This window comes from Microbacterium sp. TWP3-1-2b2 (assembly GCF_049896145.1).
In the GTDB taxonomy this organism is placed as follows: Bacteria; Actinomycetota; Actinomycetes; order Actinomycetales; family Microbacteriaceae; genus Microbacterium.
Genome location: NZ_JAFCTS010000001.1, coordinates 1,270,711 through 1,296,965, shown reverse-complemented (window position 1 = coordinate 1,296,965; position 26,255 = coordinate 1,270,711). Strand labels below are relative to the sequence as shown.

Here is a 26,255-nt window from a genome sequence, read left to right as displayed (position 1 = left end):
CGGTCACGGTGTGTTCCTTTCCACGTGCACGGCGGTCTCGACCGCCGCTTCGAGTTCGGCGAGTCGCCGCGCGGTGTCGATCAGTTCGGGGTCGCTCGCCGGCAGCGGACCGGCGAGCAGTCGGTGAAGCGAGCCGCGCGGAATGCGCAGGCGGTCGCTGGCTGCGTCAGCGATCTCGTTCGGGGTCGATCTCGCCGTCAGCCCGAGTCGCGCAGCGAGGCGGCGCAGGGACCCGTCGCGCAGCGCGTGTGCGGCGTGTGCGGCGTCGCCGGCCTTCGCGGTGAGTCGGGCACGGCCATGCATCGTCTCCGAGGCCCTGACGGTCACCGGTAGCGTCTCCGCGACCAGAGGGCCGAAGCGCTGGCCGCGGGCGATCCCGGCGACGATCCCGGCGAGCAGCAGCAGGAGGATGGCCGGGGTCACCCACGGTGGGGTGAGAGTGGCGAGGGTATCGGTGCTCTGCGCCTCGATGTCGCTGTCTTCGAAGGACGGCACGTACCAGACGATGTGCTCGCCCTGCCCGAGCAGCGCGAGTCCGAGGGCGGCGTTTCCGTTCTCGGCGAGGTGCTCGTTGCTGAACAGCGTGCTGCCCTCGATGAGCGCGACGCGACTGTCGTCGCTGTCATCGACGAGCAGGGCGGCGGCACCGTCGGAGTCGGTGTAGCAGCCGGTGACGCCGGCGGCGGGGGTGAAGAAGCGGTCGGGGTGCACTGTGCCGACGTTCGCGAGCTCCGGAAGATCGCACTGCGCGTCCAGCGCGGCGTCCGAAGTCGCGATCGCATTCTCGCCCAGCCCGAGGATCCGCAGCAGACGACTCGCGCTGGAGAGGATGACCGCGTTGTCAGCCGGTGCGATCAGGTCGTCCACCGCTTCGTCTGACAGCGCGAACGGGTCGGCCATCACGAGCGTGCTGTCGGCGCCGAGCGCCGCCGTCGCGTCGACTCGCGTGCGCGCGATCGTGACGTCGACGCCCTCATCGCGCAGCAGCTCGGCGAGTGCCAGAGCACCCGATTCGTCTGCACTCTCCGGGTCGAGTGCGCCGCGCGAGGCAGGCGTGCTCATGGTGATGCTCGCCACGAAGAGCGCGAACGCGATCACCAGTGCGGCGATCGCGATCCACCCGAGCGCAGAGCGCAGGCGTCCCTTCTCTCGCACGGCTGTGCCGGGCATCTCGTCCGGTGCCGCGGCATCCGTCTGGGCCGTCGCCGTCATGCCGGCACTGCCTCGGGTACGGCAGGGTGCAGCGACGCCAGTCGATCGTCGAGGTCGGCGAGCGCGCGGTAGCTCTGCTCGGATGCCGGGTGGCGGAGGTAGCGCACATCGTCGAAGGCCCCGGCCGCAGCGGTCAGGTCGACGCGGTGCGCAGTGAAGACGAGGGCTGCGTCGCGTGCGATCGCCTGCGCGGTCGCGCCGGGAGCCGGGTCGATGATGTCGCGTTCGAGAAGTGCACGCGCGAGCGCGCGGAAGCGCAGCACGGTCGCAGCATCCCAGTCTCCGTCACGCGCGCTCCGCGCGGCATCCGCTCGAAGCTGCGCCGCCGTGCGGCGGTCGCGCTCTCCGAGGAGGTCGGTCTCTCGCCGCTTGACCCGCCGCGACGCACGCGGTCGCCCCCAGAGGATCAGCACGGTGATCAGCGCTGCGACGATCACCACCGTGACGATGATGAGGGCCACGTTTCCCACCTGTTGACCGGTGTCGGGGGAGAACAGGCTGCCGATGAACTCCGCGACGTCCTCCGCCAGGTAGTCGAACCAGGTCGGCTTGGCGTCGGCGTAGCGCGGGTCCTGGAGTTCCTGCTCCGCCCATCGCCGCGCTTCGTCACCGTCGGGCGCGTAGGGGTCGATGACGAGACGGATCATGCACTGCCTGATCCGGGAGCAGCCCAGGGGCTCTCGCTCTCCGGCGGGATCGGCTGAGCGGCAGCCGGCGCGTTCTGCGGGGGCCGGGGCGCAACCGCCGGCGGTTGTGGGGCGAGATACGGAGCCGGCGGCGGGTACGAGGGCTGCTGCGCGGGCTGCTGCGCGGGATAGGGCTGCTGATCGGGGTACGGCTGCGGTGGGTACTGAGCCCAGCCGACCGGCGCCGTCTGGTACGAGGGCACCGGTTTCGGCGGTGGGGTGCTGCTCACTGCCCGAGCGGGGTCGACGGCGAACGGGTCGCCCAATTCGTCCTCGCTCGCGCCGAGGTCGCGACGCTCCAGGTAGCTGATGAGGCGGTGATCGAGCCCTTCGTACCGCATCCGGCAATCCAGATAGATGAAGACACCGGCGGCGCACTGCACGACGACGGTGACCGCCTGCAGAACGTAGATGAGCAGTTGAGGAGCGAGCGCGGTGATGAGGTAGAGCGCGATTCCCGATGTGTCGTTGGGGCCGGTAGGCGCGATCACCGTTCCGAACAGCGAACCCAGCAGCGACAGCGGCAGGCTCACCACACTCACTGCGGTGCCCATGATCAGGTTGACGAGCAGGATGACTCCGAACGCGGTCCAGAACCGGCCTCGGGTCAGGCGCCAAGACCGCACCAGCGCGACGCGTATCCCCGCACGCTCCAGCACCAGGATCGACGGCACGAGCAGCAGCTTGGTGCTCAGCCAGACCCAGAGCGGGATCATGCCGAGCACGAGCAGGATGCCGATGACGACCGTGAGGCCGACGCCTTCTGCGGATCCGCCGACTCCTGCCATGAACCCGAGTGCGATGATGCCGCCGATCACGGCCATGAGCGCCAGTGCCGCAAGGGCCTGCATCACGCTCCAGCCGACCAGACGCCAGAACGCTGGGCGCATCAACCGCCATAGTCTGCCGAGAGAGGGCTTCTCACCCAGCGCGGCGTGACCGACGTTCGCGGCGACGACGCCCTGCATGATCGCGGTGAAGGCGAGGCTCACGAATCCCATCGCCAGTACGACCAGCGCATTGATGGCGATCGCGCCCCACATCACCGGCAGGAAATCCGGCGAGCTGGGGGAGAGGGACTCCATCCGCAGGAAGGTCGCGAACAGGACCGCTCCCACCACCAGGGCGGTGATGACCGCCACCACGAGCTGGATGACGATCGCGAACCCGAACAGCACCTTCGGGTTGTGCCTGAGCGTGGCGAAGGGCTTCCCGAGCAGTACGCCGAAGGTGAGCGGATGCAGTGGGATGAGCCCACGCTTGAGGGCAGGTGTCCAGCTCTGCGCGTTCGTCCAACCCTGTGCGCTCACAGCGCTCCCTCCTACGGTGCGAAACCATCGTGTCACACCCCGGCCTCCCATCGAAGACGCCATGGGGGCGCTACCGTGATCGAAACGTTGTCATGAAGTACGCTGAGAAGTGCTGCGCTCCACCGCGACCCGCGGGCGCCGCGCACATGCTGAGAAAGATGAGGCTGGGATCAGATGACCTCACGGATCCTCGTGGTCGACGATGACACCGCGCTCGCCGAGATGATCGGCATCGTGCTGCGCACCGAAGGCTTCGAGCCGGTGTTCTGCGCTGACGGCGCGAAGGCTGTCGAGCAGTGGCGCACACAGCGTCCCGATCTCGTGCTGCTCGACCTGATGCTGCCCGGAATGGACGGGATCGAGATCTGCACGCAGATCCGAGCCGAATCCGGCATCCCGATCATCATGCTGACCGCCCGCAGCGACACGGCGGACGTCGTCCGGGGGCTCGAGGTCGGCGCCGACGACTACATGGTCAAGCCCTTCAACCCGAAGGAACTCGTCGCTCGCATCCGCACCCGCCTGCGTCCGGTCACCTCGGCTACCAGCGAGGTGCTGCGCATCGGCGATCTCGTCGTCGACGTCGACGCGCACGAGGTGCGTCGCGGCACGATGCCGATCCCGCTGACGCCGCTCGAGTTCCAGCTCCTGGTCGCTCTGGCATCCAAGCCGCAGCAGGTCTTCTCGCGAGAGATGCTGCTCGAGCAGGTCTGGGGCTACCACTACAAGGCGGACACCCGCCTGGTGAACGTGCACGTGCAGCGGCTCAGGGCCAAGGTCGAGCTCGACCCCGATCTGCCGAAGATCGTCATGACGGTCCGTGGCGTCGGCTACCGGGCCGGGAGCATCGGCTAGGGGACTGCGTTGGCCGCCACGAGCGCGACGCCCACGACCGTCGCACTGTGGCGCGACTGGCGGGGGTGGCCGGAGACGATCGCGACTCTCTGGCGTCGGTCGCTGCGCTTTCGCATCATCTCGATCACACTGCTGCTGACCTCATTCTCGATCTTCGTGACGAGTCTGACCATGGCTCTCGTCATCCAGAACAATCTCTTCGAGTCCCGTCGCGATGAGGTGCTCAGCGATGCGCTGAGCGCAGTGGGCGCTGCGCAGAAGACCCTCGACTCTGCCGAGGTCTCGGACGACTCATCAGCGCTGAGGGCGCTGTGGGGCGACGTGCAGGAGGCGATTCCCCGCGTCTCATCGTCGGCTCTGATCGCGGCCTTCCCGATCGATGAGCCACCGGTCGGCACCGGCGTGAGCGGATTCACCATCGGCGGTCTGAGCGCCGATCTGCTGAGCCCCGGGCTGCGCGAGCGGGTCGTCTCGTTCGCCGATCGTCAGGCCTGGCAGTCCGTCGCGCTGCCGATGGCGGACGGGTCTACGGCGCCAGGGATCATCGTCGGACAGCAGTTGCTCGTGCCGGACGTAGGTGCATTCGAGGTGTACATCGCCTACGACCTGGCCGATTCCGAGCAGACGCTGCAGTTCGTGCAGAGCACGCTGTGGGCGGCGGGCCTCATCCTCGTCGCGATCATCATCGGCATCTCCTGGGTCGTGCTGCGCACCGTGTCCAAGCCCATCGTCGAAGCGGCCGAGACCAGTGCCAGACTCGCCTCGGGCGATCTGGAAGTGCGACTGCCCGTACACGGCGAAGACGAGCTGGCGACTCTGGCACGTTCGTTCAACGCGATGGCCGACAGCATCGAGTCGCAGATCAAGGAGCTCGGCGAACTGTCGCTCGTGCAGCAGCGCTTCGTCTCGGATGTGTCCCATGAGCTGCGTACCCCCCTCACGACGATCAGGCTCGCGGCTGACATGCTCAACGACCAGCGCGACCAGTTCGACCCGACCACGAACCGCACTGCGGAACTGCTGCACACCCAGGTGCAGAGATTCGAGACACTGCTCGCGGATCTGCTGGAGATCAGTAGGTACGACGCGGGATCCGTGCAATTGGAGCTGGAGGCGACAAGCCTTGCGACGCTGGCGGAGGATGTCATCGAGCAGATGCTCCCGCTCGCGGAGGGGCGCGGTTCAGAGCTGCGCCTGATCGCACCCGGCGGATACACGCCCGTCGACATGGATCCACGACGAGTGCGTCGCGTGCTGCGCAACCTCATCGGCAATGCGATCGAGCACGGTGAGGGACGGCCGATCGTCGTGACCGTCGACAGCAATCAGCACGCGGTCGCCGTCGGCGTGCGCGACTTCGGTCTCGGCATGGAGCCCGAAGATGCCCAGCGCGTCTTCGACCGGTTCTGGCGGGCCGACCCGTCACGCCAGCGCACCCTCGGCGGTACCGGGCTCGGCCTGTCGATCGCACTGGGCGATGCGCGGCTGCACGGTGGCACGCTCGCGGTCTGGTCGGAGCTCGCCGTCGGCACGAACTTCGTGCTGACGCTGCCGCGCCAGTCGGGAGACATCGACGGCCCGTCACCTGTGTCACTCGAACCGGAAGAGGCACTGGGCGACGTCAGCTCCGCCACTGTGCCGATTCAGCTCACCGAGCTGCGCGAGCTCTACTTCACCGACTCCATCTCCACCGGAGAGGAAGAACGCTCATGATGCGCGCACGACGTGGTCTCCTTCTCGGCCTGATCGCAGTGTTCTCCCTGCTGCTCTCGGCATGCTCCGGGCTGCCCACGTCCGGTGAGGTGAAGTCAGGGCTCTCTCTGGACGAGGTCGATCTCCCGCCCGACATCAGTCAGATCGCGGCCGGCCCGCTTGAGGGGGCGAGCCCGGAGGAGATCGTGGAGGGCTTCATGGACGCCGCTCTCACTCCGGCCGACGGATGGAAGACCGCGCGCGAGTTCCTGAGCCCCGACCTCGCAGAGACATGGCGTCCCAACGCCCAGGTGACGGTCGACTCCAGCGCCGCCGCCAGGGAGTTCACGGCCGACGTCACCGGTGCAGAAGACGCGGCGCAGGAAGGCGATGTGCGCGTCCTGCTGGATCAGACCGCTCGTGTGGATGAGACGGGCGCCTACACAGAGCTTTCAGGGGACACATCGGTCGTGTCGTTCGGAGTCGCCAGGAACGACGACGGGGAATGGCGGATCACGGTCGCCGCCGACGGCATCATCCTCGACGCTGAAGCGTTCCCGCAGGTCTACCGCAGCTATGCGCTGCAGTTCTATGACCAGAGCTGGTCACACCTGCTTCCCGATGTGAGGTGGTATCCGCGGCGTGGTCAGATAGTGACGACGCTCACACAATCGCTGCTCTCCGGAACGCCCATCGCCTGGCTGGCACCGGCCGTGCGCAGCGCGTTCCCCAGCGACGTCTCGCTCGCTCGCGATTCCGTTCCGGTCGACACGGACAAGGTGGCCACGGTCGAACTGACTCCCGGCGCCTCGTCGCTGGACGCCACCGCGCTGTCGCGTATGCGCACTCAACTGGAGGAGACGCTGCGACCGGCGGGCATCACGGAGGTTCGACTGCTCGTCAACGGCCGCGACCTGAACGCCGGACGAGCGACGATCGAGTCACCGCGTGCGGAGACGGGCACGGTCGTGCTCACCGAATCGGAATTCGGGCTCTACCTCGGGGATGAGATCGCACCGTACGCCGGCATCTCCGGCGAGCTGGTCGAGCTCTCTGCATCCGTGGTCTCGGTCGATGTCGCGGCCGATGACTCCCGAGCCGCCGTACAGCTGGACGACGGCGGGGTCTACACCGTGGCGGACGGGCGTGTCGATCAGCTGGACACCAGGGCGGGACTCATCGAGCCGACAATGGATCCCTACGGGTACACCTGGTCTGTCCCGTCGTCGAATCCTCGGGCACTCACCGCCTGGCAACCGCAGGTGACAGGGGTCAAGATCGCGAACGCGTTCCCGGACGCGACCTCCATCTCCCATCTGCGCGTCGCTCCGGACGGCGTCCGCATCGCCGCAGTGGCGACGATCGGCGGGCAGAGGTGGCTCGTTGTGGCTGCCATCGTCAGGGATGAAGACCGTGCGCCGGTCGAACTCGGACCAGTGCACACGGTCGCTCAGCTCGACGGTGCGGCTCTGGGGATGAGCTGGGTCGCCGAAGACGACCTCAGCGTTCTGCAGGATTCCGACGGCAACCGCGTGGTGCTGACGCAGAGCGTCGGCGGCACTGGCCTGTTCGCCGCCGCCCCCGGGGCGTCGATCTCGATCTCGGGCGGGAGCACGGCATCGGCGGTGCGCATCCTGGACGCTGACGGCGTGCTGTTCGCCCAGCGCGGCACCACCTGGCAGATGGGCCTCAAAGACGTGCTGGTGCTGGGTACGCACGCCGGTCAGTGACCCTGCACGATCGAGGACCTGATCCGGATCTCCACCGATCGCGGTGATCGGTTGCCGTCGAAGCGCTGAGCGGTGCAGAGTCTGCTTCATGCCGAATGCCAGTGCGTGGTCCTCTCTCGTGGACGAGCTCGGTTCGTTCGTGATGTCCGGATGCTGTGCAGGTTGTGACGCGCTCGGCACTCTGCTGTGCGAGGAATGCGATCGAGCACTGGTCGCGCAGCCGGTGCGCAGAGAGACGCCGGGTGGGTTGCCGGTGGTCGCTGCGCTCGCCTACGAAGGCGTGGCGGCTCGATGCATCCGTCGGCTGAAGGAGGACGGTGAGACGCTGCTGGCCCGACCGCTCGGCAGGGCGCTGTCTGCGGCCATCGCACACGCTGTCGCCGATGACGCCCCAGCACCGCTGCTCGTCCCGGTTCCCACGGGGCGGTCAGCGTTCCGTCGCCGCGGGTATCGCGTGCCGGAGCTGCTGATCCGCCGTGCGGGGTTTCAGGCGAGCAGGGTGCTGCTGAACGTGCGAGCCACCGCCGATCAGAGGGAACTCGGAATCGAGGAGCGCGGCAGGAATGTGACGGGCAGCATGCGCGGGCGACACGCCCGGGATGCGGACGAGGCTCTGTTGATCGACGACGTCGTCACCACGGGCGCCACTCTCGACGAAGCCGCGCGCGCTCTCACAACAGCGGGATTCCGCGTGTGCGGAGCTGTGACGCTCGCTGCGACCCCGCGGCATAGCCGATTCCCGGGAAACGCATCGTGAATGAGTGGTGACATCCATCCGAACGGAGACTACGGTAGGGGTTCACAAGGCGACCACGGTCCGCCCTTGGCCGGGAGGACCGGGACAAGGAGGCAGCAATGGAAACAAGCATCGTTGGCGTCGGAGTGGGAATCACTGATCGCTTCCGAACCGTTGTCGAGGAGAAGATCGCCCGGGTTCAGCCGTTTGCCGCGAAGGCGCAGCGACTGGACGTGAAGGTCACGCATCGCGCCTATCGAGGCGGACGTGTTCCCGATGAGACAGTGGAACTCACTCTCGTCGGTAAAGGGCCGGTCGTGCGTGCTGAGGCCGTCGACGGCGACAAGTTCGTGGCTCTCGATCTCGCTGTGGACAAGATGTCGGAGCAGCTGCGTCGTGCAAAGGAGAAGCGCGTCGACGGACGCCAGCATCCCCGAGGAGCGCATTTCGAGAAGGTCAGCGGATCGCTGGAGGGGATCGACGTCGAACCCGCATCCGCAGACATCCTGCATGCTGTCGCGACGGGAACGGTGCCGGTCCAGAATGACGAGGAAGCGGCATACTCGCCCGTCGTCATCCGCACCAAGAACTTCGATGCGGAGTGGATGACGGTCGAGGAGGCGGTCGACCGGATGGAACTGGTCGGACACGACTTCTTCCTCTTCGTCGATGTCCGCACCGACCACCCGAGCGTCGTGTACCGGCGCAAGGGATGGGATTACGGCGTGATCTCGCTCACGGCCCAGGCGCCGCCTTCAGAGGCCCTCGCGTCCTGACAGAAATGGCCCGGCATCGTTGATGCCGGGCCATTTCCATGTCGGGTGTCAGTCGAAGATGCCGTCCAGGATGCTGCCGATGACGAGGCCGCCCATGATGCCGCCCATCACATCGCCACCGCCGCCACGGCGTCCACCGCCCCAACCGGGAGCTCCGCCGCCCCAACCGCCGTCGCCCCAGCCCTGCTGCTGCGGGCGTGCCGAGTCGATGTCGCGCTGCGCGAGCTGCAGCGCTTCAGCGGCGAGCTGAGCGACGCGGCGGGCGCCGGCGAGTGCCTGCTCACGCGTGTCCTCTGCCTCGATGAGCTCGGGGATGTCGATGCGCAGTCTCTCCGCCTCGGCGAAGCGCGTACGTGCATCGGCGCCGATCCAGCCGCGGTGCCCGGAGATGAGCCCGCGTGCGACCCCGAGCTGACGATCGGCGTCGTCGAGGGAGTGCTGCACCTGAGCGATGCTCGGCAGCGGATTCTGAAGGCGATAGTGCGCTTTGGCGATCGCATCGTCGAGTGCCGTGTTCGCCGTGCGCAACCGCGACAGCTCGGCGAACGGATCGTTGCGGGATCCCGCGGGCGCCAGAGACTCCAATGCACTCTCGAGCTCGGCTGTCGCCTCTGTCACGGCAGGAATCTTGGGTGCAGTGCGTGCCGCGATGATGTCGCCTCGGGAATCCGCGACCACCTCTGCGAGGGTGGATTCGGCGCGCAGCGCCTCGATCTCGAAGTCTTCCACTGCATCCAGCAGCGCACCGACGCGACGGATCGCCTCGGTCGCGGTCTCCAGGGCGAGATTCGCCTCTTCGTTCTGCCTGGCGGCGCGACGGCGTTCCGCGACCTCGGCGCCGTGCGTGGCGAACGCGATGAGCTGCTCGGCCTCATCGGCGCTGTTGCGGATCTGGTGAAGCGCGCTGTCGGCGTAACGGGTGGAGAGGCGCTCGATGATGCTGCGGGCCTGCGGCAGGCGTGCGGACAGCGTCTCGGCGTCCGAGAGCACCTTCTCCCGCACCTCCGGTGCGCGGCGAACCTTGGAGATCGATTCGGCCAGCGTCGCCGTCTTCTCATCCAGCAGGTCTTCGGCCCATTCGCACAGCTGCACGATGCGGGCGTTGCGAGAGCGAAGCTCCTCATCGGTGTCGGGGATCTCGTCGTGGTTGAGCTGATGCAGCTGGAACGCTTCGCGCAGATGAGTGCGCACAGCGTCCAGCGCCGCCTTCAGATCCTTCGTGAGCGAGAGGCCCAACTCGGCTTCGGCGAAGGCGAGTTCGTCGCCGGCGGTGCGGATGCGCTCATCTGCCGCGACCAGGGCCTGCTCCGCCTTGCGAGCGAGATCGGCGTCCTGTGCTGCTCGCGCAGCTTCTTCTTCGCGCTTGCGCTTACCCCAGAATCCGGCCATGGATCGATCCTACTTTCCGTACGCCATGTGCGGGCTGTGCATCAGCCGACACCAATGGGCTCATAGTATTGCGGCCTGGGCGTCGCCCTTCACCAGTGAGGGGCGACCGCGCTTGGGGCGCTCGGTGGCGAGTTCGAGACCGAGCGCGTGACGCGGATGCAGTGCGAGCCGCTTCTCGATGTGATCCAGCCACCGCACCTCGGCCTCGGCCGCGAAGGTCATCGAGTCCGCGACGAGCGACCAGGCGAGCTCTTCCGGGCCGCCGGGTTCGGCGCCTGCGTACGGCGTGCTCTCGAGCGACCGCATCCGCTGAAGCGAAGCCGTCCGCTGCGTCTGGATCACAGCGGCGACGTCCACGCCGGGCAGCGTCGCCGCCACGGCCAACTTGATCGCGAGCTCATCTCGCGTCGCACCGCTGCGCACAACGGGAGACGTGAGCCACGATGCGACCTCGGCGGATCCCGCATCCGTGATCCGCCAGTACACGTGACCCTTCTCGTCCGCGTCTCCACGTTCGACCAGGCCATCGCGTTCAAGGCGCTCGAGCGTGTTGTAGATCTGGCCCACGTTCAACGGCCACGTCGATCCGGTGCGGCGATCGAACTCACTGCGCAACTGGTACCCGTAGCAGGGGCCCTGATCGAGGATGGCGAGCAGGCTCTGACGTACCGACATGGCGACCTCCTGAAGCGGTTTCTCAGTATATGCATACCCGGCAACGCGAAAGGGGTTGTGATATCCAGACGATGCAAAGGTCACCGGCCGGTAACATAGCGAGGTATGCCCGGTACTGAAGCCCGATCTGGGTGGCCGGGGTTCTGACCCACAACAGGGAGATGACTTAAGTGGCGAATCCTCTTGAGAAGCTGCTGCGTGCAGGCGAGGGCCGCGTCCTTCGCCGCCTGAACCAGGTAGTGAAGGCCGTCGGCGCGCTGGAGGAGGACTTCGAGAAACTCACGGACGAGGAACTCTCGAACGAGACTGTCGAGCTTCGGGAGCGCTTCGAGAAGGGCGAGACGCTCGATCAGCTGATGCCCGAGGCGTTCGCCGCCGTGCGCGAGGCGGCCAAGCGCACCCTCGGCATGCGCGCATACGACGTGCAGCTGATGGGTGGCGCGGCCCTTCACCTGGGCAACATCGCCGAGATGAAGACCGGTGAGGGCAAGACCCTCGTCGCGACGTTCCCTGCGTATCTCAATGCGATCGCCGGCAAGGGCGTCCACATCATCACGGTCAACGACTTCCTCGCGTCGTACCAGGCCGAGCTCATGGGGCGAGTGTTCCGTGCCCTCGGGATGAAGACGGGCATCATCGTCTCGGGGCAGACGCCCGCCGTCCGACGCGAGCAGTACGCCGCAGACATCACCTATGGCACGAACAACGAGTTCGGCTTCGACTACCTGCGTGACAACATGGCCTGGCGCAAGGAAGACCTCGTGCAGCGCGAGCACTTCTACGCGATCGTCGACGAGGTCGACTCGATCCTGATCGACGAGGCCCGTACGCCGCTCATCATCTCCGGGCCGTCGTCCGGTGAGGCCAACCGCTGGTTCACCGAGTTCGCCAAGATCGCCCGCACGCTGGAGCCCGGCGAGGACTACGAGGTCGACGAGAAGAAGCGCACGATCGGTGTGCTCGAGCCCGGCATCGAGAAGGTCGAGGACTACCTCGGCATCGACAACCTCTACGAGTCCGCGAACACTCCGCTGATCTCGTTCCTGAACAACTCGATCAAGGCGCTCGCCCTGTTCAAGAAGAACACCGACTACGTCGTGATGAACGACGAGGTCATGATCGTCGACGAGCACACCGGCCGCATCCTGGTCGGTCGTCGATACAACGAGGGCATCCACCAGGCCATCGAGGCCAAGGAGGCCGTGCCGGTCAAGGCCGAGAACCAGACGCTCGCGACCGTGACGCTGCAGAACTACTTCCGCCTGTACGACAAGCTCGCGGGGATGACCGGTACGGCCGAGACCGAGGCCGCGGAGTTCATGTCGACGTACAAGCTCGGCGTCGTGCAGATCCCGACGAACAGGCCGATGATCCGCAAGGACAACGCCGACCTGGTGTACAAGAACGAGACGGCCAAGTTCGCGCAGGTCGTGGAGGACATCGTCGAGCGTCACGAGACCGGCCAGCCGGTGCTGGTCGGCACGGTCAGCGTCGAGAAGAGTGAGTACCTCTCCCGGCTGCTGGCGAAGAAGGGCATCAAACACGAGGTCCTCAACGCGAAGAACCACGCCCGTGAAGCAGAGATCGTCGCGCGTGCCGGCCGTCTCGGGGCGGTCACCGTCGCCACGAACATGGCCGGTCGCGGTACCGACATCATGCTCGGCGGCAACGCGGAGTTCCTGGCCGTCCAGGAGCTCAAGGCGAAGGGCCTCGACCCCGCCGAGACTCCCGAGGAGTACGAAGCGGCGTGGGACGAGGCGTACGAGGCCATGAAGTCGGTCGTCGCCGAGGAGAGCTCCAAGGTCACCGAGGCCGGCGGCCTCTACGTGCTCGGCACCGAGCGCCACGAATCGCGTCGTATCGACAACCAGCTCCGCGGCCGGTCCGGCCGCCAGGGCGACCCGGGTGAGAGCCGCTTCTACCTCAGCCTCACCGACGATCTCATGCGCCTGTTCCAGTCCGGGGCGGCCGAAGCGATCCTCGCCCGCACCAACTTCCCTGACGACGTCCCGATCGAATCGGGGCTCGTCTCACGTGCCATCCGCAGCGCCCAGTCTCAGGTCGAGTCGCGCAACGCCGAGATGCGCAAGAACGTGCTCAAGTACGACGACGTCCTCAACCGTCAGCGCGAGGCGATCTACGCGGATCGTCGGCACATCCTCCAGGGCGATGACATCGCGGGTCGTGTTCAGCACTTCATCGAGGATGCCATCACTGGTGTCGTCGCGGATCACACCAGTGCCGGGCACAACGAGAGCTGGGACTTCGACGCGCTCTGGACCGAGCTGAAGACTCTGTACCCCGTCAGTGTCACGATCGATGAGGTCGTCGCGGAGGCCAGCGGCCGCAAGGGCGGCATCGACGCCGAAGGGCTCACCCGTGAGTTGCTCTCTGACGCGAAGATCGCGTACGAGACGCGAGAGGCGACGCTCGGAGAGGCGGCCACTCGCGAGTTGGAGCGCCGAGTGGTGCTGCAGGTCCTCGATCGCCGCTGGCGCGACCACCTGTACGAGATGGATTACCTCAAGGACGGCATCGGCCTGCGGGCGATGGCGCAGCGCGATCCGCTGATCGAGTATCAGCGCGAGGGATACGCGATGTTCCAGTCGATGATGGGCCAGATCAAGGAGGAGTCCGTCGGCTACCTCTACAACCTCGAGGTCGAAGTGCGACGCGCCGGCGACTCGGAGACCACCGAGGTCGAGGCCAAGGGTCTCGCCACCGACGGCGGAGAGCAGCGGCTGGAGTACTCCGCGCCGAACGACGCCGGCGAGGTCGAGGTCCGCAACGACCGGGGCCAGGTGCAGCAGTCGGCGACCGATCGGCTTCGGCAGGCGGCCGCGGCGGCTGCTGCTTCCGAAGGTGAGGCGCCGGCCGCAGAGGAGGCTCCGCGCGGTGCTTTCGGCCAGCGAACGGATGCTCCGACCCCGGCTGCGGGAAACCGTGAGCAGCGGCGTGCGCAGAACAAGAAGAAGAAGTGATCGCGTCCTGACACCGGCGGTTTGCGGCGCGCTGACCACCCGGCGCGACCCGGTAGGCTTTCGCAATGACCCCTTCACGCCACTTCGACCAGTCGTCGAAGCTCAAGAACGTCCTGTACGAGATTCGCGGCAAAGCGCTCGTCGAGGCGGCACGGCTTGAGGCCGAGGGTCACAACGTCCTCAAGCTGAACACCGGCAATCCTGCGATCTTCGGGTTCGAAGCACCGCATCAGATAGTGCACGACATGCTCGCGGCGCTGCCGACGGCGCACGGCTACAGCGACAGCCGTGGCATCGTCTCCGCACGTCGGGCGGTGGTGAGCAGATACGAGCAGATCGAGGGCTTCCCGTCGTTCGACCCAGACGACGTCTACCTCGGCAACGGTGTCTCAGAACTCATCACGATGACGATGCAGGCACTTCTCGATCAGGGCGACGAAGTTCTCATCCCTGCTCCCGACTATCCGCTGTGGACCGCGATGACGAGCCTCGCAGGCGGGACGCCGGTGCACTACGTCTGCGACGAGCTGAGCGGCTGGGAACCCGATCTCGAGGACATCCGCTCCAAGGTGACCCCCGCCACGAAGGCGATCGTGATCATCAATCCGAACAACCCCACCGGCGCCGTCTATTCGCGTACGGTGCTGGAGGGTCTCGTGCAGATCGCGCGCGAGAACGAGCTGCTGATCCTCTCGGACGAGATCTACGATCGGATCCTGTTCGATGACGCCGTGCACATCCCGACTGCCACACTCGCTCCCGACCTGCTCTGCCTGACCTTCAATGGTCTGTCCAAGACGTACCGGGTCGCAGGCTTCCGCTCGGGCTGGATGGTCATCACCGGGCCGCAGGATCATGCGAAGGGCTTCCTCGAGGGGATCACGCTGCTCGCGTCGACCCGACTGTGCCCGAATGTGCCCGCACAGCACGCAGTGCAGGCCGCGCTGAGCGGTGTGCAGTCGATCGACGCGCTGATTGCGCCCTCCGGTCGTCTGCTCGAGCAGCGCGATGTCGCCTGGGAGGGGTTGGAGTCGATCCCAGGGGTCTCCTGTGTGAAACCGCTCGGTGCGCTCTACGCCTTCCCGCGGCTGGACCCGAATGTGCACGAGATCCACGACGACGGGAAGTTCGTCTACGACCTGCTCGTCTCGGAGCACATCCTCCTCGTTCAGGGCACCGGGTTCAACTGGCCCACTCCGGATCACTTCCGAGTGGTGACGCTGCCCGAGCCGCGCGTGCTGGGCGAAGCCATCGAGAGGCTCGGGAACTTCCTCGCCGACTACCGGCAGTGACTTCCGATCCCGCCGGACCCTTCGGTTCCAGGGTCTCGGCGAGCCGCCGCACGGCGGCGACCAGCGCGGAGCGCGGTGTGACGTCTGACATCGGTCGTGCATGCAGCAGGGCGGAGTCAGCTGCGCGCTGGTCGAGGGGTAGGAATGACACGTCGGCGATGCCGGCGAATCGCTCCAGCGCGCCCCGGATCTGGCCGCGGGCGTCGATCCCCAATGGGCCGGGTCGCACCTGATTCGCGACGACCGCGATGCGGGATGCCGGCCCGACGAGGCGGCGCAACTCGGCATGATCCCGGAGGAATCGTGACACCGACAGGGGGTCGGCCGCGGTGACGGCGACGATGACATCCGCTTCCCGCAGCACGGTGGTTGTGGCGGCGTTCCGCCGGGGCCCTGCGAGGTCATCCGTGATCTCCTCGTCGGCGTCGAAGGCGGCCGACACATCGACGATCGTCACGTCTGCCCACTCTCGGCAGATCTGAAGCGTCGCGCTCAGCCGACCAGCTGCGAGCTCCGGCCAGCGGGACGGTCGATTGAGACCGCCGAGAACCTCGAGGGTACCTCCGCTCGTCTCGACGCGCGTGGCCAACCGTCCCAGCTCTGCGGCATCGAGACCGCCGAGCTCGGCGCGACGACAGGCTGCGGCGATTCCTGGTGCATCGTCGCCGAGTCCCAGCAGCAGAGCCAGCGACGGCGCGACGGTGTCGGCGTCGAGGAGCGCGCAGGACTTACCGGATCGGGACATCTCCACCGCCAGCTGGATGGCGACTGTCGACCGACCCGGAGCGCCATGCGGGCCCCACACCGCGATCACGCTCCGTCGCGATGGTCTGACCGGCACTGCGGTGGCCGGCGTCTCGTCGGCGAGCGCGTCCGCGATCTGCCAGGCATCGGCATCCTCGGGGAGAGCCTCGGGCAGCCCGTAACGACCGAGCAGGCGGGAGTCGCCAGCCCCCAATGTGATGATCCGTACTCCTGCGCGATCGCAGGCCGCCACCAAATCGGCCGTCAGCGCCGCTCGCGTGGCGGGGAGGATCACAGCATCTGCTCCTGGCAGAAGCTCGGCGTTGAGTTTCGAGGGCTCGACCACACCGATGACATGGACGCCGTCGCGTTCGAGATCGGCGCCGAGTGCCGAGGCGCGGGGCTCGTCGAGAGCGACCAGTACCGACGTCATGAGCCGTGCCCCAGGGGCACCACGGAAAGCGCCGCACCCCCGGTGATCGCCGCGAGGACGTCCGCGACATCCGATCGATCGATCACGACCTCGAGCATGGCGCTCCGCTGCGCGAGCATGCCGTCGGACTCGGGTATGGAGGCGACGACGACATCGGCGACGAGGATGCGTGGCGCGTCGAACTCCTCGGTCTCCGCGAGCGGCGGCGCGAACCAGAGTTCGACGGGAGTGCCGACGGCGACGCTCTCAGGTATGCCCACGCTGCTCTCGATCACGATGCTCGTGGTACGGGTCGACTGTGCATCGGCGGCCGCCGTGACCGCAAGCAGCTCCCCGTCTGCGAGCGTCCGTGAAGCGACCATACCCGGCTCGAGGTCCTGTGGAGCGAGATAGCCGTCGACGACGCTGCCGAGGCTGACCTCCACGACGCGGAAATCATCGGAGATCAGGGCCTCGCCCTGCGCGATCGTTCGATCCGCCTGCAGCACCGGTGTCGTCTGGCGTGCAGACGAGACGATCAGCCAGACGCCGACGATGGAGAGGATCACCAGAGCTATGCCGATGAGGAATCGGATGTCACCCCAGAATGCACGCCGGGTGCGTGGTTGGGTCGTCATGCACACATCGTCACAGAATCGCCGCGCTCAGGTCGAAAGTTATCCACAACGTGATGCTGCGCGGGCGAATCAGCGTCCTGGGCAGGGGACAATGAGTGCATGGCCGATTCGCCCGCATCAGCTCCTCGCTTCCTCGCGCCCGCGCAGGTCGCCGAGCTGCTTTCGATCGAGGTCGACGAGGTGATCGCGCTCGTCATGAGCGGCAGACTGCGCGGCGCACAACTGGGCACCCCGGCGCGCTGGCGGGTGGCTGAGGACAGCATCGCCGACTACCTCGCCGAGCAGACCGAAGAGGCCAGGCGTGTGGCGCTGTGGCGTCAGGCCGACGCGGCGAGCTTCCCGGAGGTCTGGGGGACGCAGCGTCCGACGAGGTAGCCGTCCAGGTTCGCTGTCGCGTCCAGCCACGTGTCTAGATGACCGGTCCATCCATTCGTGCTGACACGATCGCGTCGAACGGTACGATCCGGAACGCACGCACGGCGTCGGCACGCCGCGCCTGCCCTGCGTCGTGGACGGCGAGATCGAGATGATCGACGCCTGCACGGTCGACGGTGCCGTGCAGATTCTCGCCGTCGCGCAATGAGATGTGCAGAGGTGAGCGACGGCGGGCGAGGTCGCGCATGAGGAATCCGAGCGTCATCCGCTCGCGCAGCTCATCGACCGGCAGGGGTGCGTCCTCCAGCGTGGCCAACAGCGCTCCGTGCGCCGCCTCGAGGCCGGTGACTGCGGCCAGCGGTATGATCAACGCGCCGCCGCCACCGTCCGCTGACTGCGCTGCGATCCAGTCCGTCCCTACGGCGCGGATGCGAACCGATCGGCGGACGCCGTCTGCCAGCCTCACACCGACCAACGCGGCATCCTGCTCGAATCTGCGCAGCCGGGTGCGCAGGGCCATCTTCGCGATACGCAGCCGCTCTGACTCGGCATCGAGAAGAGCGCGCTCCGCCTCCCACTCGGCGGCGAGCTGGCCTTCCAGGTCCTCGAACAGACGATCCCATTGCACGCGATCGAGCGTAGGGGAGAGCGCGCGGAACACGCACGAGTTATCCACAGTTTGCGTTCCGGACCTGGCGCGAGGGCTGTGGGTCGTGGTCTACTGACACGCATCGAAAACGAAAGTGAATACGATGACGCTTCACGAGTATTTCGCCCCGCAGCCGACTCCGGCAGCGGACCTGCCGGACCCGACGCAGCTGCTGCGGAGCCTCACTCAAGGCGTGCTCGAGGTGTTCGCCGGCGTACGAGAGCTCGACCAGCTGGCGCGCTGGTTCAGCGAAGACGCGTTCCGGAAGTTGGGGGCTCGAGCGAACCTGTCTGCTCGGGCCCGCAGTGCGCGAGGTGTGGCCCCGGCGAGACCCGTGTTCGAGGTCCTCTCCATCCGAGAGACGCTGCCGGCCGACGGCGTGGTGGAAGCGGTCGTCGTCGTCGCCGGGCCTGGGCGCACGAGAGCCGTGGCCATTCGGCTGGAAGGTCTGGACCACCGGTGGCGCGCCACCTCCTTCGCGGTGCTCTGAACAGCACGACGCACGCCATTAGGCTTGAGGGGTGTCCACCCTCAGTGATCTCGTCCATGCCCAGGGTTGCCTGACCGACAACGATGTCGAATGGCTCCATCGCCTCGCGAGTGACGGGCAGCTGCTGGCCGACCTCTCTTCAGCAGACATCGTGATCTGGGTCGCCACGAACGACGGATCATTCGTAGCGGTGGCCCATGCGCGCCCGAGCGGGGCCGCGACGCTGTTCTATCGCGACATCGTCGGCGAGGGGGTCAGGCAGCAGTGGCGCACGCAGGTACGTGAAGCGTTCGACTCCGGGAAGATCGTGGATTCGTCTTCCCCGGACTGGTTCGAGGAGACGCCGACGAGACTGCGGGCTGTGCCCATCGTTCGCGAACGCGGCAAGGATGGCAACCCTCCGCCGGTGATCGGCGTGCTGACCAGGCACAGCAACCTGGGAGAGACGCGCACGCCGTCGCGGCAGCAGATCACGTTCGACGACTGCGCGAACGACCTGTTCCGGATGATCGCGTCGAGTGAGTTCCCCGACCCGGCCGCGCCCACGTCTCCTCGACGAGGCGCCCCGCGCGCATCGGACGGTCTGATCCGCATCGACGTCGACGGGATCACCACGTTCGCCAGCCCCAACGCGCTTTCGGCCTTCAACAGGATGGGTTTCGACGATGAGCTGGAGGGGGAGTCGCTCGCTGAGGTGACCACGCGCATCCTGCCCTCGACGAGGCAGGTCGACGAATCCCTTCCCGTCGTCGTCACCGGGCGGGCCCCGTGGCGCACGGACATCGAAGCACGGGGCGTGACGGTCTCGCTCAGGGCGATCCCACTGAAGGATCACGGCACCCGCATCGGCGCGATCATCCTGTGCCGCGATGTGAGCGAACTGCGCCACCAGGAGCAGGAGCTCATCACGAAGGACGCGACGATCCGCGAGATCCATCACCGCGTCAAGAACAATCTTCAGACGGTCGCCTCGTTGCTGCGCATCCAGGCGAGACGCACGCATTCAGACGAGGCTCGGGATGCGCTGTCCCAGGCGATGAGACGAGTGGACGCGATCGCCGTCGTGCACGACACTCTGGCTCAGGGCCTGACGCAGACGGTCGACTTCGACGAGGTCTTCCATCGCGTGCTCAAGCTCGTGGCCGAAGTCGCCGCCGCGCCCAACACGCGTGCACGCACCATGTCGACCGGCCATTTCGGCGTGCTGCCGAGCGAGTACGCGACGCCGCTTGCGCTCGCGCTCACCGAGGTCGTCACCAACGCCGTCGAGCATGGGCTGGCAGGCAAAGAGGGCACGATCACGATCGACGCCGTACGCACTGATGAGAAACTGCACGTCTCCGTCCACGACACCGGTCATGGACTCCCTGAGGGGCGGATCGGTCAGGGGCTGGGCACGCAGATCATCCGCACGCTCATCCAGGGGGAGTTGGGTGGCAGCATCGAGTGGCGCGGCAGCGAGGGCGAAGGCACTGATGTGCTGATCGACATCCCTATGCGCTGGTTGAAGAAGTGACATGAGAACGGCCGGTCTGCACAAGCAGGCCGGCCGTTCGCAGAGAAACTCAGGAAGCGCGGCGGGCGCGCGCGGCGCGACGCTTGAGAGCGCGGCGCTCGTCTTCGGAGAGACCGCCCCAGACGCCGGAGTCCTGGCTGGTCTCCAGTGCATACTGCAGGCAGACCTCGGTCACCGTGCAGGTGGCGCAGACGGTCTTCGCCTTCTCGATCTGATCGACCGCTGGCCCGGTGTTCCCCACGGGGAAGAACAGCTCAGGGTCGACAGTCAGGCAGGCGGCTTTGTCGCGCCAGTCCATGGGGGCTCCTCGGTGTGGATTCTCGTGAGCGTTCGCAAGGCGGTGGCTCGGTGATGGGCGGCGAAATCGGGGTGTCGTCGACCCTTAGTGATGCGAGCGGTTGCTCGCCCCACGCCGCTGTGGGAGCACATGACTGTTAACATTGTGTTACAGCACGGGCCCGAAATCAAGGATTTTGTGCCTACAAATCAGATTTCCCAGGAGACACCTTGCGTTCACCCCGTCTGGCAGCCGCCGCAGCGGCGGTGCTCGCGCTTGAAGGAGCGGCACTCACCATCGTCGCCCTGGTCGAGCTCTTCGGCCTCAGTGCCGGAGACGCGGCATCCCTTCCCACCGCGATCGCGCTCATCGCGCTCACGCTCATCGGGGCCGGCGCACTGTTCGCATTCGCGGTCGGCACCCGCCGCGGACGTACCTGGGCTCGCTCCGGCGGGGTGGTCCTGCAGGTGCTGGCACTGGCGCTCGCGCTGGCATCGCTGACCGTTCAGCCGGTGCTGTGGACGTTCGTACTCGGGGTCGGAGCACCTGCGCTGGTCGGATTCGTCCTGCTCATCGCGAGTGCGCGCAGCGAGAGCGTCGACTCCACGGACGAATCGGTGAACGACTGACGCTCAGCCGTCGACGCCGAGCATCTTGCGCAGGCGAGCCACGTGCCCGGTGGCCTTGACGTTGTACATCGCCTGCGTGATCGTCCCGTCCTCATCGAGCACGAAGGTCGAGCGGATCACTCCCTCCACGACCTTGCCGTAGTTCATCTTCTCGCCCCACACGCCGTAGGCCGTGTGCACGGCATGATCCGGATCGCTCAGCAGCGTGAAGGAGAGGCCGTCGCGCTCCCGGAACTCTGCGAGCTTCGACGGCTCGTCGCGGGAGACGCCGACGACGCGGTACCCCGCGCCCTGGAGCGACGCGATGCTGTCCCTGAAGTCGCAGGCCTGAGTCGTGCAGCCGGGGGTCATCGCGGCCGGATAGAAATACAGGATCGTCTTCTGTCCGCGAAGGTCTGACAGGGCGACCTTCGCACCGTCCTGGTCCAGCAGGGAGAAGTCGGGAGCAGCAGTACGGGGTTCGAGGCGCAGATTCGTCACGCACCCAGCCTATCGACCGGGGGAGCCTTGATTGGCCTCGGCCTTGTCGGCGAAGGTCTGCAGCAGACGTTGCAGGGAGTCCAGGCGCGACAGCGCCGCCGCGCCCAGTTCGCCGCGTTGGGCGGCCTCGATCAGGGCGCAGTCGGGCGCATCGACCAGATGCGTGCAGCCGCGAGGGCAGTTCTCAGCGATCTCGGCGAGCTCAGTGAACGACGCGAGGATGTTCGCGGGATCGACGTGCCCGAGGCCGAAGGAGCGCACGCCCGGCGTGTCGATCACCCAACCGGTGCCTTCTGGACTCACATATCGCAGCGAGACCGTGGACGAAGAGGTGTGCCGGCCGCGCCCCGTCACCTGGTTCACATGCCCTGTCGCCCGCCCGGCGGACGGCACGAGCGCGTTGACGAGCGTCGATTTGCCGACACCGGAGTGCCCGACGAACACCGTGGAATGTCCGATCAGCGCCGCGCCGATCTCATCCGTCGGCATCTCGTCCTGCGCACTGGTGAACACACGCAGATCCAGGCCGTCGAAGTACGAGAGGAACTGCGTCGGGTCAGCGAGGTCGGTCTTGGTGACGACCAGCAGCGGGCGGACACCGGCATCCAAGGCGGCGACCAGGTACCGATCGACCAAGCGCGCGCGCGGCTCCGGATCGGCTGCGGCGACGACGATGAGCATCTGATCGGCGTTCGCCACGATCACGCGCTCGACCTGGTCGGTGTCGTCGGCACTGCGGCGCAGCAGCGACGACCGTTCGACGATTCCGACGATGCGCGCGAGGGTCCCCTCGTCGCCGGACGTGTCACCCACCACGCGCGCCTGATCACCGGTGACGATCGGCGCGCGTCGCAGCTCTCTCGCTCGCGTGGTGGTGATGGTGCGTTCGTCCTCGGTGTCCTCGTCGACCATCACGCTGTAGCGTCCACGGTCGACGCCGAGCACGCGACCGATCTGCGCATCGTCGTGGGCCGGCCGGCGCTTGGTGCGCGGGCGGTTCGCCTTCGGATTCGGACGGACGCGGATGCTGCTCTCGTCGAAGTCCTCGAAGTCGCCTTCGAGCTCATCGTCAGGGTCGAGCCAGCTCACGCGGAGGTGCCTCCGAGCATCCGGTCCCAGAGCTGCGTGAACTCCGGCAGCGTCTTCGCGGTCGTGCCGATGTCATCGATCTCCACGTCCGGCACGCGCAGACCGATGAGGGCGCCGGTCGTCGCGATGCGGTGATCATGATGAGCAGACCAGGGCCCGCCGTGCAGAGGGCGAGGGATGATCCTGAGGCCATCCGAGAGCTCCTCCACTTCGCCGCCCAGCGCCGTGAGGTTCCCGATCAGCGCCGCGATGCGGTCGGTCTCATGCATGCGGATGTGGCCGATGCCGCGGATGGTCGTCGGGTTGTCCGCGAATGCCGCGATCCCGACGATCGTGGGGGAGAGCTCGCTCGCGGCGGAGAGGTCGAGGTCGAGACCGCGGATGCCGTCGCCGGCACGCACGGTCATGGTGCCGCTGTGGCGGCCGACGTGGGCCCCCATGGCCTGGAGGATGTCCGGCAGCAGCGCGCCGGGTTGTGTGGAGTGCAGCGGCCAGCCGGTGACGGAGACCTCTCCACCGGTCACCATCGCTGCGGCGAGGAACGGTGCGGCGTTGGAGAGATCCGGCTCGATCGCGATCTCCTTCGCGCGCGGGACACCGGCCTCGACGAGCCATTCGCCGGCCGCCGGCCGCTCGATGCGGATACCGCGGCGACTCAGCGACTCGATCGTCATGTCGATGTGCGGCAGGCTCGGCAGGTGCTCACCCGTGTGCACAAGGTGCAGACCGACATCGAAACGGGGAGCAGCCAGGAGCAGACCGGAGACGAACTGACTCGACGCTGACGCGTCTATCTCGATCCGTCCGCCGCGGATACGGCCGTGACCGCGGATCGTGAACGGCAGCGACCAGGTGCCCTCATCGTCGATGTCGACGCCGAGGTCACGAAGTGCCGTGATCATCGCACCCATCGGCCTGTGCAGGGCGGTCTCATGTGCGGTGACATGGACGTCCTCAGCGGCGAGACCGGCGATCGGTGCGATGAAACGCATGACGGTGCCGGCCTGTCCGCAGTCGACCGTGCCGCCGCCGCGCAGGTGGCCAGGCGTCACGAGCAGGTCGGGGCCGAACTCGCCCTCGCCGGCGATCTCTTCGATGCCGACGCCCAGCGAGCGCAGCGCCTCGACCATCCGCAGGGAGTCCTCTGAGTGCAGCGGCGCGATCAGCCGGCCTGGGCCGTCTGCGATGGCCGCGATGATCAGCTCGCGGTTGGTGAGCGACTTCGACCCCGGAATGGTCAGCGTCGAGTGCACGGCGTCGGCGGCTACGGGCGCGCTGTACGCGCCCCTGGCGGGGGAGGTGGAATATCGAGTGTCACTCATCGGTTCCACCTTAGTGAACGGCGGGGCACGCGCCGAGAAGGAGTCCGAATGCTCGCAACGCTGGAAAGCGGGATCACAGACCTCACCGGCCTAGACTGGCCCGTGATGGATGACATGGTACCCGCTGATACGGCCGGCGACGCTCGGCGCGAATTCGAGGAACAGGCGATCCCGTTCATGGATCAGCTGTACGCGGCGGCGATGCGCATGACGCGCAACCCCGCCGATGCGGCTGACCTCGTGCAGGAGACGTTCGTGAAGGCATTCGCCTCATGGGCGTCGTTCACTCAGGGGACGAACCTGAAGGCGTGGCTGTACCGCATCCTCACGAACACGTACATCAACATCTATCGCAAGAAGCAGCGCGAGCCGTTCCAGGGCACGATCGACGAGCTCGAGGACTGGCAGATGGGCGGTGCGGAGTCCACGACCGCGTCGCACAGCCGTTCCGCCGAGGCAGAGGCGATCGATCGGATGCCGGCTTCTGTCGTGAAGGACGCGCTCCAGGAAGTCCCGGAGGACTTCCGACTGGCGGTGTATCTGGCTGACGTGGAGGGATTCGCGTACCAGGAGATCGCCGACATCATGAAGACCCCCATCGGCACCGTGATGAGTCGCCTGCACCGTGGCAGGCGAATGCTGCGGGAGCTGTTGGCAGATTATGCCGCTGAGCGAGGAATCGCCACGGCCAGTACGAGGAGTAAGAAATGACCGATTGCGGCTGCGACAAAGCCCGTCAGGATCTGGAGGAGTACCTCCGCAACGAGGTGTGCAGGACCGAGCACACTCAGATCCGAGAGCACATCGAGAACTGCCCCTCCTGCCAGGAGGAGGCTCTCGTGGCCAGCACCCTGACCGAGGTCGTCGCACGAGCGTGCAAGGAAACGGCTCCGGAGGAGCTGCGCGACCTGGTGCTCGCAAAGCTGCGCGCTGCGCAGGTCGCTGCACACTGAGTTCATCCTCTGCCGTGGAGTCGGTGGCTGCCTTTAGGGTGGAGAGATGACCGACGCGCGCAGCATTCCAGTCGACCGCACCTCCCTCGAGCGCCTGGCCGGCCAGCAGCTGTCGTACCGAACCATCGACATGGCCTCTCCGGCGGACGCTGAAGCATTCTTCCGCGCCGACGCACGAGGATTCCTCGATGCCGAACCCAGCGCCGAGGTGGTCAGCGCGACGACCGCCGCGCTCGAAGCACGTCGCAACATCGGCGTGTTCGAGGACGGCGTCGAGGTCGGCACGCTGCCGGTCGCGACCGTGAACTCGTGGATCACGCCGCTCACCGTTCCCGGCGGGGAGATCGACATGTGGGCGATCAGCTCAGTGACCGTGTCCGGCACTCATCGCCGACGGGGGATCGCGCGGGCACTGCTCGAAGGAGAGCTGCGCTCCGCGGCATCCGCCGGCGTCGCCATCGCCGGGCTCACCGTCTCCGAGGCGACGATCTACGGTCGCTACGGATTCGCCCCTGCAGTTCCGGCCGCCCGGATCACCGTCGACACGCGTCGCGCCGGATGGGCCGCCGCGGCGCCAGGGGGCCGCGTGGAGTACATCGACAAGGCGACGATGAGTGATCACCTCTCGACGCTGCACGACGTCGCCCGCACCCAGCGGGCAGGTCAGATCGCCGGGTGGAAACTGCGTTGGGACCGTGTGTCGGGGCTCACGCCGGATCATCCGGACGCGGCCTCAGTGCGCGGCGTCCGCTACCTCGACGAGCACGGTGCGGTGCGCGGTGTCATGGCGTACAAGCTCGCCGAGATCCCCGACTCCTTCCGCTTCGAGATGACGATCTTCCACCTGTCCACCGTCACGCCTGATGCGCTCACAGCCCTCTGGGGCTTCGCGCTGCAACATGATCTGGTGGACAAGATCAGTGTCGACCTTCGGCCTATCGACGATCCGCTGCCCATGCTGGTCTCCGACCGACGCGGTGTCGAGGTCGTGGTGCACGATCACGGCTGGCTGCGCATCCTCGACGTGCCGACAGCGCTCTCGGCGCGCACGTACCGTGCGCCGATCGATGTGGTGCTCCGTGTGGTCGATCCCCTCGGCTTCGCTGAAGGATCCTGGCGACTCACTGTCGACGAGTCCAGTGCGACGGTCGTACCCGAAGCGGATGCCGCAGCAGATGTCGTGCTGGACGTCGCGACGCTGTCAGCACTCTACGTCGGGGGAGTGAGTGCCGCGCAGCTCCGAGCCGCAGGCCTGTTGGATGCCACGGCAGGGGTCGCCGCGTCGATCGACGACGCGTTCCGCGCGGCAGAGGCTCCGCTGCTCGGTATCTGGTACTGAGCAGCGGA

26 protein-coding genes are annotated in these 26,255 nt (G+C 67.0%); 14 read left to right on the top strand and 12 right to left on the bottom strand.

Features of this window, described 5'->3' with window-relative positions:
- Positions 1-3 precede the first annotated feature (3 nt).
- Genes ACP7AR_RS06515 through ACP7AR_RS06505 form a run of 3 tightly spaced genes read right to left on the bottom strand, consistent with a single transcriptional unit; the run spans position 4 to position 3,208 of the window.
- The gene (locus ACP7AR_RS06515; RefSeq protein WP_426183932.1) at positions 4-1,212 is read right to left on the bottom strand and encodes a DUF4350 domain-containing protein; all 1,209 of its coding nucleotides are present in this window, start codon (positions 1,210-1,212) and stop codon (positions 4-6) included.
- Positions 1,209-1,859: a DUF4129 domain-containing protein gene (locus ACP7AR_RS06510; RefSeq protein ID WP_426183930.1), complete on the bottom strand. Its 651-nt coding sequence runs from the start codon at positions 1,857-1,859 to the stop codon at positions 1,209-1,211. The genes ACP7AR_RS06515 and ACP7AR_RS06510 overlap by 4 nt, the downstream gene beginning before the upstream one ends.
- The gene (locus tag ACP7AR_RS06505) at positions 1,856-3,208 is read right to left on the bottom strand and encodes a glycerophosphoryl diester phosphodiesterase membrane domain-containing protein (protein WP_426183928.1); all 1,353 of its coding nucleotides are present in this window, start codon (positions 3,206-3,208) and stop codon (positions 1,856-1,858) included. The genes ACP7AR_RS06510 and ACP7AR_RS06505 overlap by 4 nt, the downstream gene beginning before the upstream one ends.
- Before the next feature lie 174 nt (positions 3,209-3,382).
- Here ACP7AR_RS06505 and mtrA point away from each other — a divergent pair, with 174 nt between their 5' ends.
- From mtrA to hpf, 5 genes are all read left to right on the top strand, one after another.
- A complete protein-coding gene (gene mtrA, locus ACP7AR_RS06500; protein WP_426183926.1) occupies positions 3,383-4,063 on the top strand; it encodes an MtrAB system response regulator MtrA in 681 nt (226 codons plus the stop codon).
- Between the two features lie 9 nt (positions 4,064-4,072).
- On the top strand, positions 4,073-5,776 hold the full coding sequence (mtrB, locus tag ACP7AR_RS06495; RefSeq protein WP_426183924.1) for an MtrAB system histidine kinase MtrB: 1,704 nt from the start codon (positions 4,073-4,075) through the stop codon (positions 5,774-5,776).
- Positions 5,773-7,485: an LpqB family beta-propeller domain-containing protein gene (locus ACP7AR_RS06490; RefSeq protein ID WP_426183922.1), complete on the top strand. Its 1,713-nt coding sequence runs from the start codon at positions 5,773-5,775 to the stop codon at positions 7,483-7,485. Before mtrB ends, ACP7AR_RS06490 begins: the two co-directional genes overlap by 4 nt.
- Positions 7,486-7,573: 88 nt before the next feature.
- The gene (locus ACP7AR_RS06485) at positions 7,574-8,242 is read left to right on the top strand and encodes a ComF family protein (protein WP_426183920.1); all 669 of its coding nucleotides are present in this window, start codon (positions 7,574-7,576) and stop codon (positions 8,240-8,242) included.
- Between the two features lie 98 nt (positions 8,243-8,340).
- The gene (gene hpf / locus ACP7AR_RS06480) at positions 8,341-8,997 is read left to right on the top strand and encodes a ribosome hibernation-promoting factor, HPF/YfiA family (RefSeq protein WP_426183918.1); all 657 of its coding nucleotides are present in this window, start codon (positions 8,341-8,343) and stop codon (positions 8,995-8,997) included.
- 48 nt (positions 8,998-9,045) lie between these two features.
- Here hpf and ACP7AR_RS06475 read toward each other — a convergent pair whose 3' ends face one another.
- Both ACP7AR_RS06475 and ACP7AR_RS06470 read right to left on the bottom strand, forming a co-directional pair.
- Positions 9,046-10,386: a hypothetical protein gene (locus ACP7AR_RS06475; protein ID WP_426183916.1), complete on the bottom strand. Its 1,341-nt coding sequence runs from the start codon at positions 10,384-10,386 to the stop codon at positions 9,046-9,048.
- A 60-nt stretch (positions 10,387-10,446) separates the two neighbouring features.
- Positions 10,447-11,061: a PadR family transcriptional regulator gene (locus ACP7AR_RS06470; protein WP_426183914.1), complete on the bottom strand. Its 615-nt coding sequence runs from the start codon at positions 11,059-11,061 to the stop codon at positions 10,447-10,449.
- Positions 11,062-11,231: 170 nt separating this feature from the next.
- Between ACP7AR_RS06470 and secA the strand changes: the two genes are divergently transcribed.
- Together secA and ACP7AR_RS06460 are read left to right on the top strand one after the other, a co-directional pair.
- Positions 11,232-14,042: a preprotein translocase subunit SecA gene (gene secA / locus ACP7AR_RS06465; RefSeq protein ID WP_426183912.1), complete on the top strand. Its 2,811-nt coding sequence runs from the start codon at positions 11,232-11,234 to the stop codon at positions 14,040-14,042.
- Between the two features lie 65 nt (positions 14,043-14,107).
- A complete protein-coding gene (locus ACP7AR_RS06460) occupies positions 14,108-15,334 on the top strand; it encodes a pyridoxal phosphate-dependent aminotransferase (protein WP_426183910.1) in 1,227 nt (408 codons plus the stop codon).
- Here ACP7AR_RS06460 and ACP7AR_RS06455 read toward each other — a convergent pair.
- Complete coding sequence (locus ACP7AR_RS06455) at positions 15,225-16,511, bottom strand: AAA family ATPase (RefSeq protein ID WP_426183908.1); 1,287 nt, start codon at positions 16,509-16,511, stop codon at positions 15,225-15,227. The two genes, ACP7AR_RS06460 and ACP7AR_RS06455, sit on opposite strands and share 110 nt — an antisense overlap.
- Positions 16,508-17,128 carry an SAF domain-containing protein gene (locus ACP7AR_RS06450; protein WP_426183906.1) on the bottom strand — a complete coding sequence of 207 codons (621 nt, stop codon included), beginning with the start codon at positions 17,126-17,128 and terminating at the stop codon, positions 16,508-16,510. The genes ACP7AR_RS06455 and ACP7AR_RS06450 overlap by 4 nt, the downstream gene beginning before the upstream one ends.
- A 99-nt stretch (positions 17,129-17,227) precedes the next feature.
- Between ACP7AR_RS06450 and ACP7AR_RS06445 the strand changes: the two genes are divergently transcribed.
- Positions 17,228-17,503 carry a helix-turn-helix domain-containing protein gene (locus ACP7AR_RS06445; RefSeq protein WP_426183904.1) on the top strand — a complete coding sequence of 92 codons (276 nt, stop codon included), beginning with the start codon at positions 17,228-17,230 and terminating at the stop codon, positions 17,501-17,503.
- 34 nt (positions 17,504-17,537) lie between these two features.
- On the opposite strand, the gene ACP7AR_RS06440 is transcribed toward ACP7AR_RS06445, so the two are convergent.
- Positions 17,538-18,131, bottom strand: coding sequence for a hypothetical protein (locus ACP7AR_RS06440; RefSeq protein ID WP_426183902.1), 594 nt, complete (start codon positions 18,129-18,131; stop codon positions 17,538-17,540).
- A 124-nt stretch (positions 18,132-18,255) separates the two neighbouring features.
- Here ACP7AR_RS06440 and ACP7AR_RS06435 point away from each other — a divergent pair, with 124 nt between their 5' ends.
- Together ACP7AR_RS06435 and ACP7AR_RS06430 are read left to right on the top strand one after the other, a co-directional pair.
- Positions 18,256-18,642, top strand: coding sequence for an Rv3235 family protein (locus ACP7AR_RS06435; RefSeq protein WP_426183900.1), 387 nt, complete (start codon positions 18,256-18,258; stop codon positions 18,640-18,642).
- A 31-nt stretch (positions 18,643-18,673) separates the two neighbouring features.
- Positions 18,674-20,158, top strand: a complete 1,485-nt coding sequence (locus ACP7AR_RS06430) for a sensor histidine kinase (RefSeq protein ID WP_426183898.1) — start codon at positions 18,674-18,676, stop codon at positions 20,156-20,158.
- Between the two features lie 49 nt (positions 20,159-20,207).
- Here ACP7AR_RS06430 and ACP7AR_RS06425 read toward each other — a convergent pair whose 3' ends face one another.
- Entirely contained in the window at positions 20,208-20,456 is a 249-nt protein-coding gene (locus ACP7AR_RS06425; RefSeq protein WP_033104713.1) for a WhiB family transcriptional regulator, read from the bottom strand.
- Positions 20,457-20,665: 209 nt separating this feature from the next.
- Between ACP7AR_RS06425 and ACP7AR_RS06420 the strand changes: the two genes are divergently transcribed.
- Positions 20,666-21,064 carry a hypothetical protein gene (locus tag ACP7AR_RS06420; protein WP_426183896.1) on the top strand — a complete coding sequence of 133 codons (399 nt, stop codon included), beginning with the start codon at positions 20,666-20,668 and terminating at the stop codon, positions 21,062-21,064.
- 3 nt (positions 21,065-21,067) lie between these two features.
- Here the strand turns inward: ACP7AR_RS06420 and bcp are convergent, their stop codons facing one another.
- Genes bcp through aroA form a run of 3 tightly spaced genes read right to left on the bottom strand, consistent with a single transcriptional unit; the run spans position 21,068 to position 23,955 of the window.
- Positions 21,068-21,544: a thioredoxin-dependent thiol peroxidase gene (gene bcp / locus ACP7AR_RS06415; protein ID WP_426183894.1), complete on the bottom strand. Its 477-nt coding sequence runs from the start codon at positions 21,542-21,544 to the stop codon at positions 21,068-21,070.
- Between the two features lie 9 nt (positions 21,545-21,553).
- A complete protein-coding gene (rsgA, locus tag ACP7AR_RS06410) occupies positions 21,554-22,633 on the bottom strand; it encodes a ribosome small subunit-dependent GTPase A (RefSeq protein ID WP_426183892.1) in 1,080 nt (359 codons plus the stop codon).
- Positions 22,630-23,955 carry a 3-phosphoshikimate 1-carboxyvinyltransferase gene (gene aroA, locus ACP7AR_RS06405; RefSeq protein ID WP_426183890.1) on the bottom strand — a complete coding sequence of 442 codons (1,326 nt, stop codon included), beginning with the start codon at positions 23,953-23,955 and terminating at the stop codon, positions 22,630-22,632. Before aroA ends, rsgA begins: the two co-directional genes overlap by 4 nt.
- Before the next feature lie 48 nt (positions 23,956-24,003).
- On the opposite strand from aroA, the gene ACP7AR_RS06400 reads away from it, so the two are divergent.
- Genes ACP7AR_RS06400 through ACP7AR_RS06390 form a run of 3 tightly spaced genes read left to right on the top strand, consistent with a single transcriptional unit; the run spans position 24,004 to position 26,247 of the window.
- Positions 24,004-24,666, top strand: coding sequence for a sigma-70 family RNA polymerase sigma factor (locus tag ACP7AR_RS06400; protein WP_426183888.1), 663 nt, complete (start codon positions 24,004-24,006; stop codon positions 24,664-24,666).
- Entirely contained in the window at positions 24,663-24,908 is a 246-nt protein-coding gene (locus ACP7AR_RS06395; RefSeq protein ID WP_426183886.1) for a zf-HC2 domain-containing protein, read from the top strand. Before ACP7AR_RS06400 ends, ACP7AR_RS06395 begins: the two co-directional genes overlap by 4 nt.
- 46 nt (positions 24,909-24,954) lie before the next feature.
- Positions 24,955-26,247 (top strand): GNAT family N-acetyltransferase, encoded by a 1,293-nt coding sequence (locus ACP7AR_RS06390; protein ID WP_426183884.1) that lies wholly within the window; start codon positions 24,955-24,957, stop codon positions 26,245-26,247.
- Positions 26,248-26,255 lie beyond the last annotated feature (8 nt).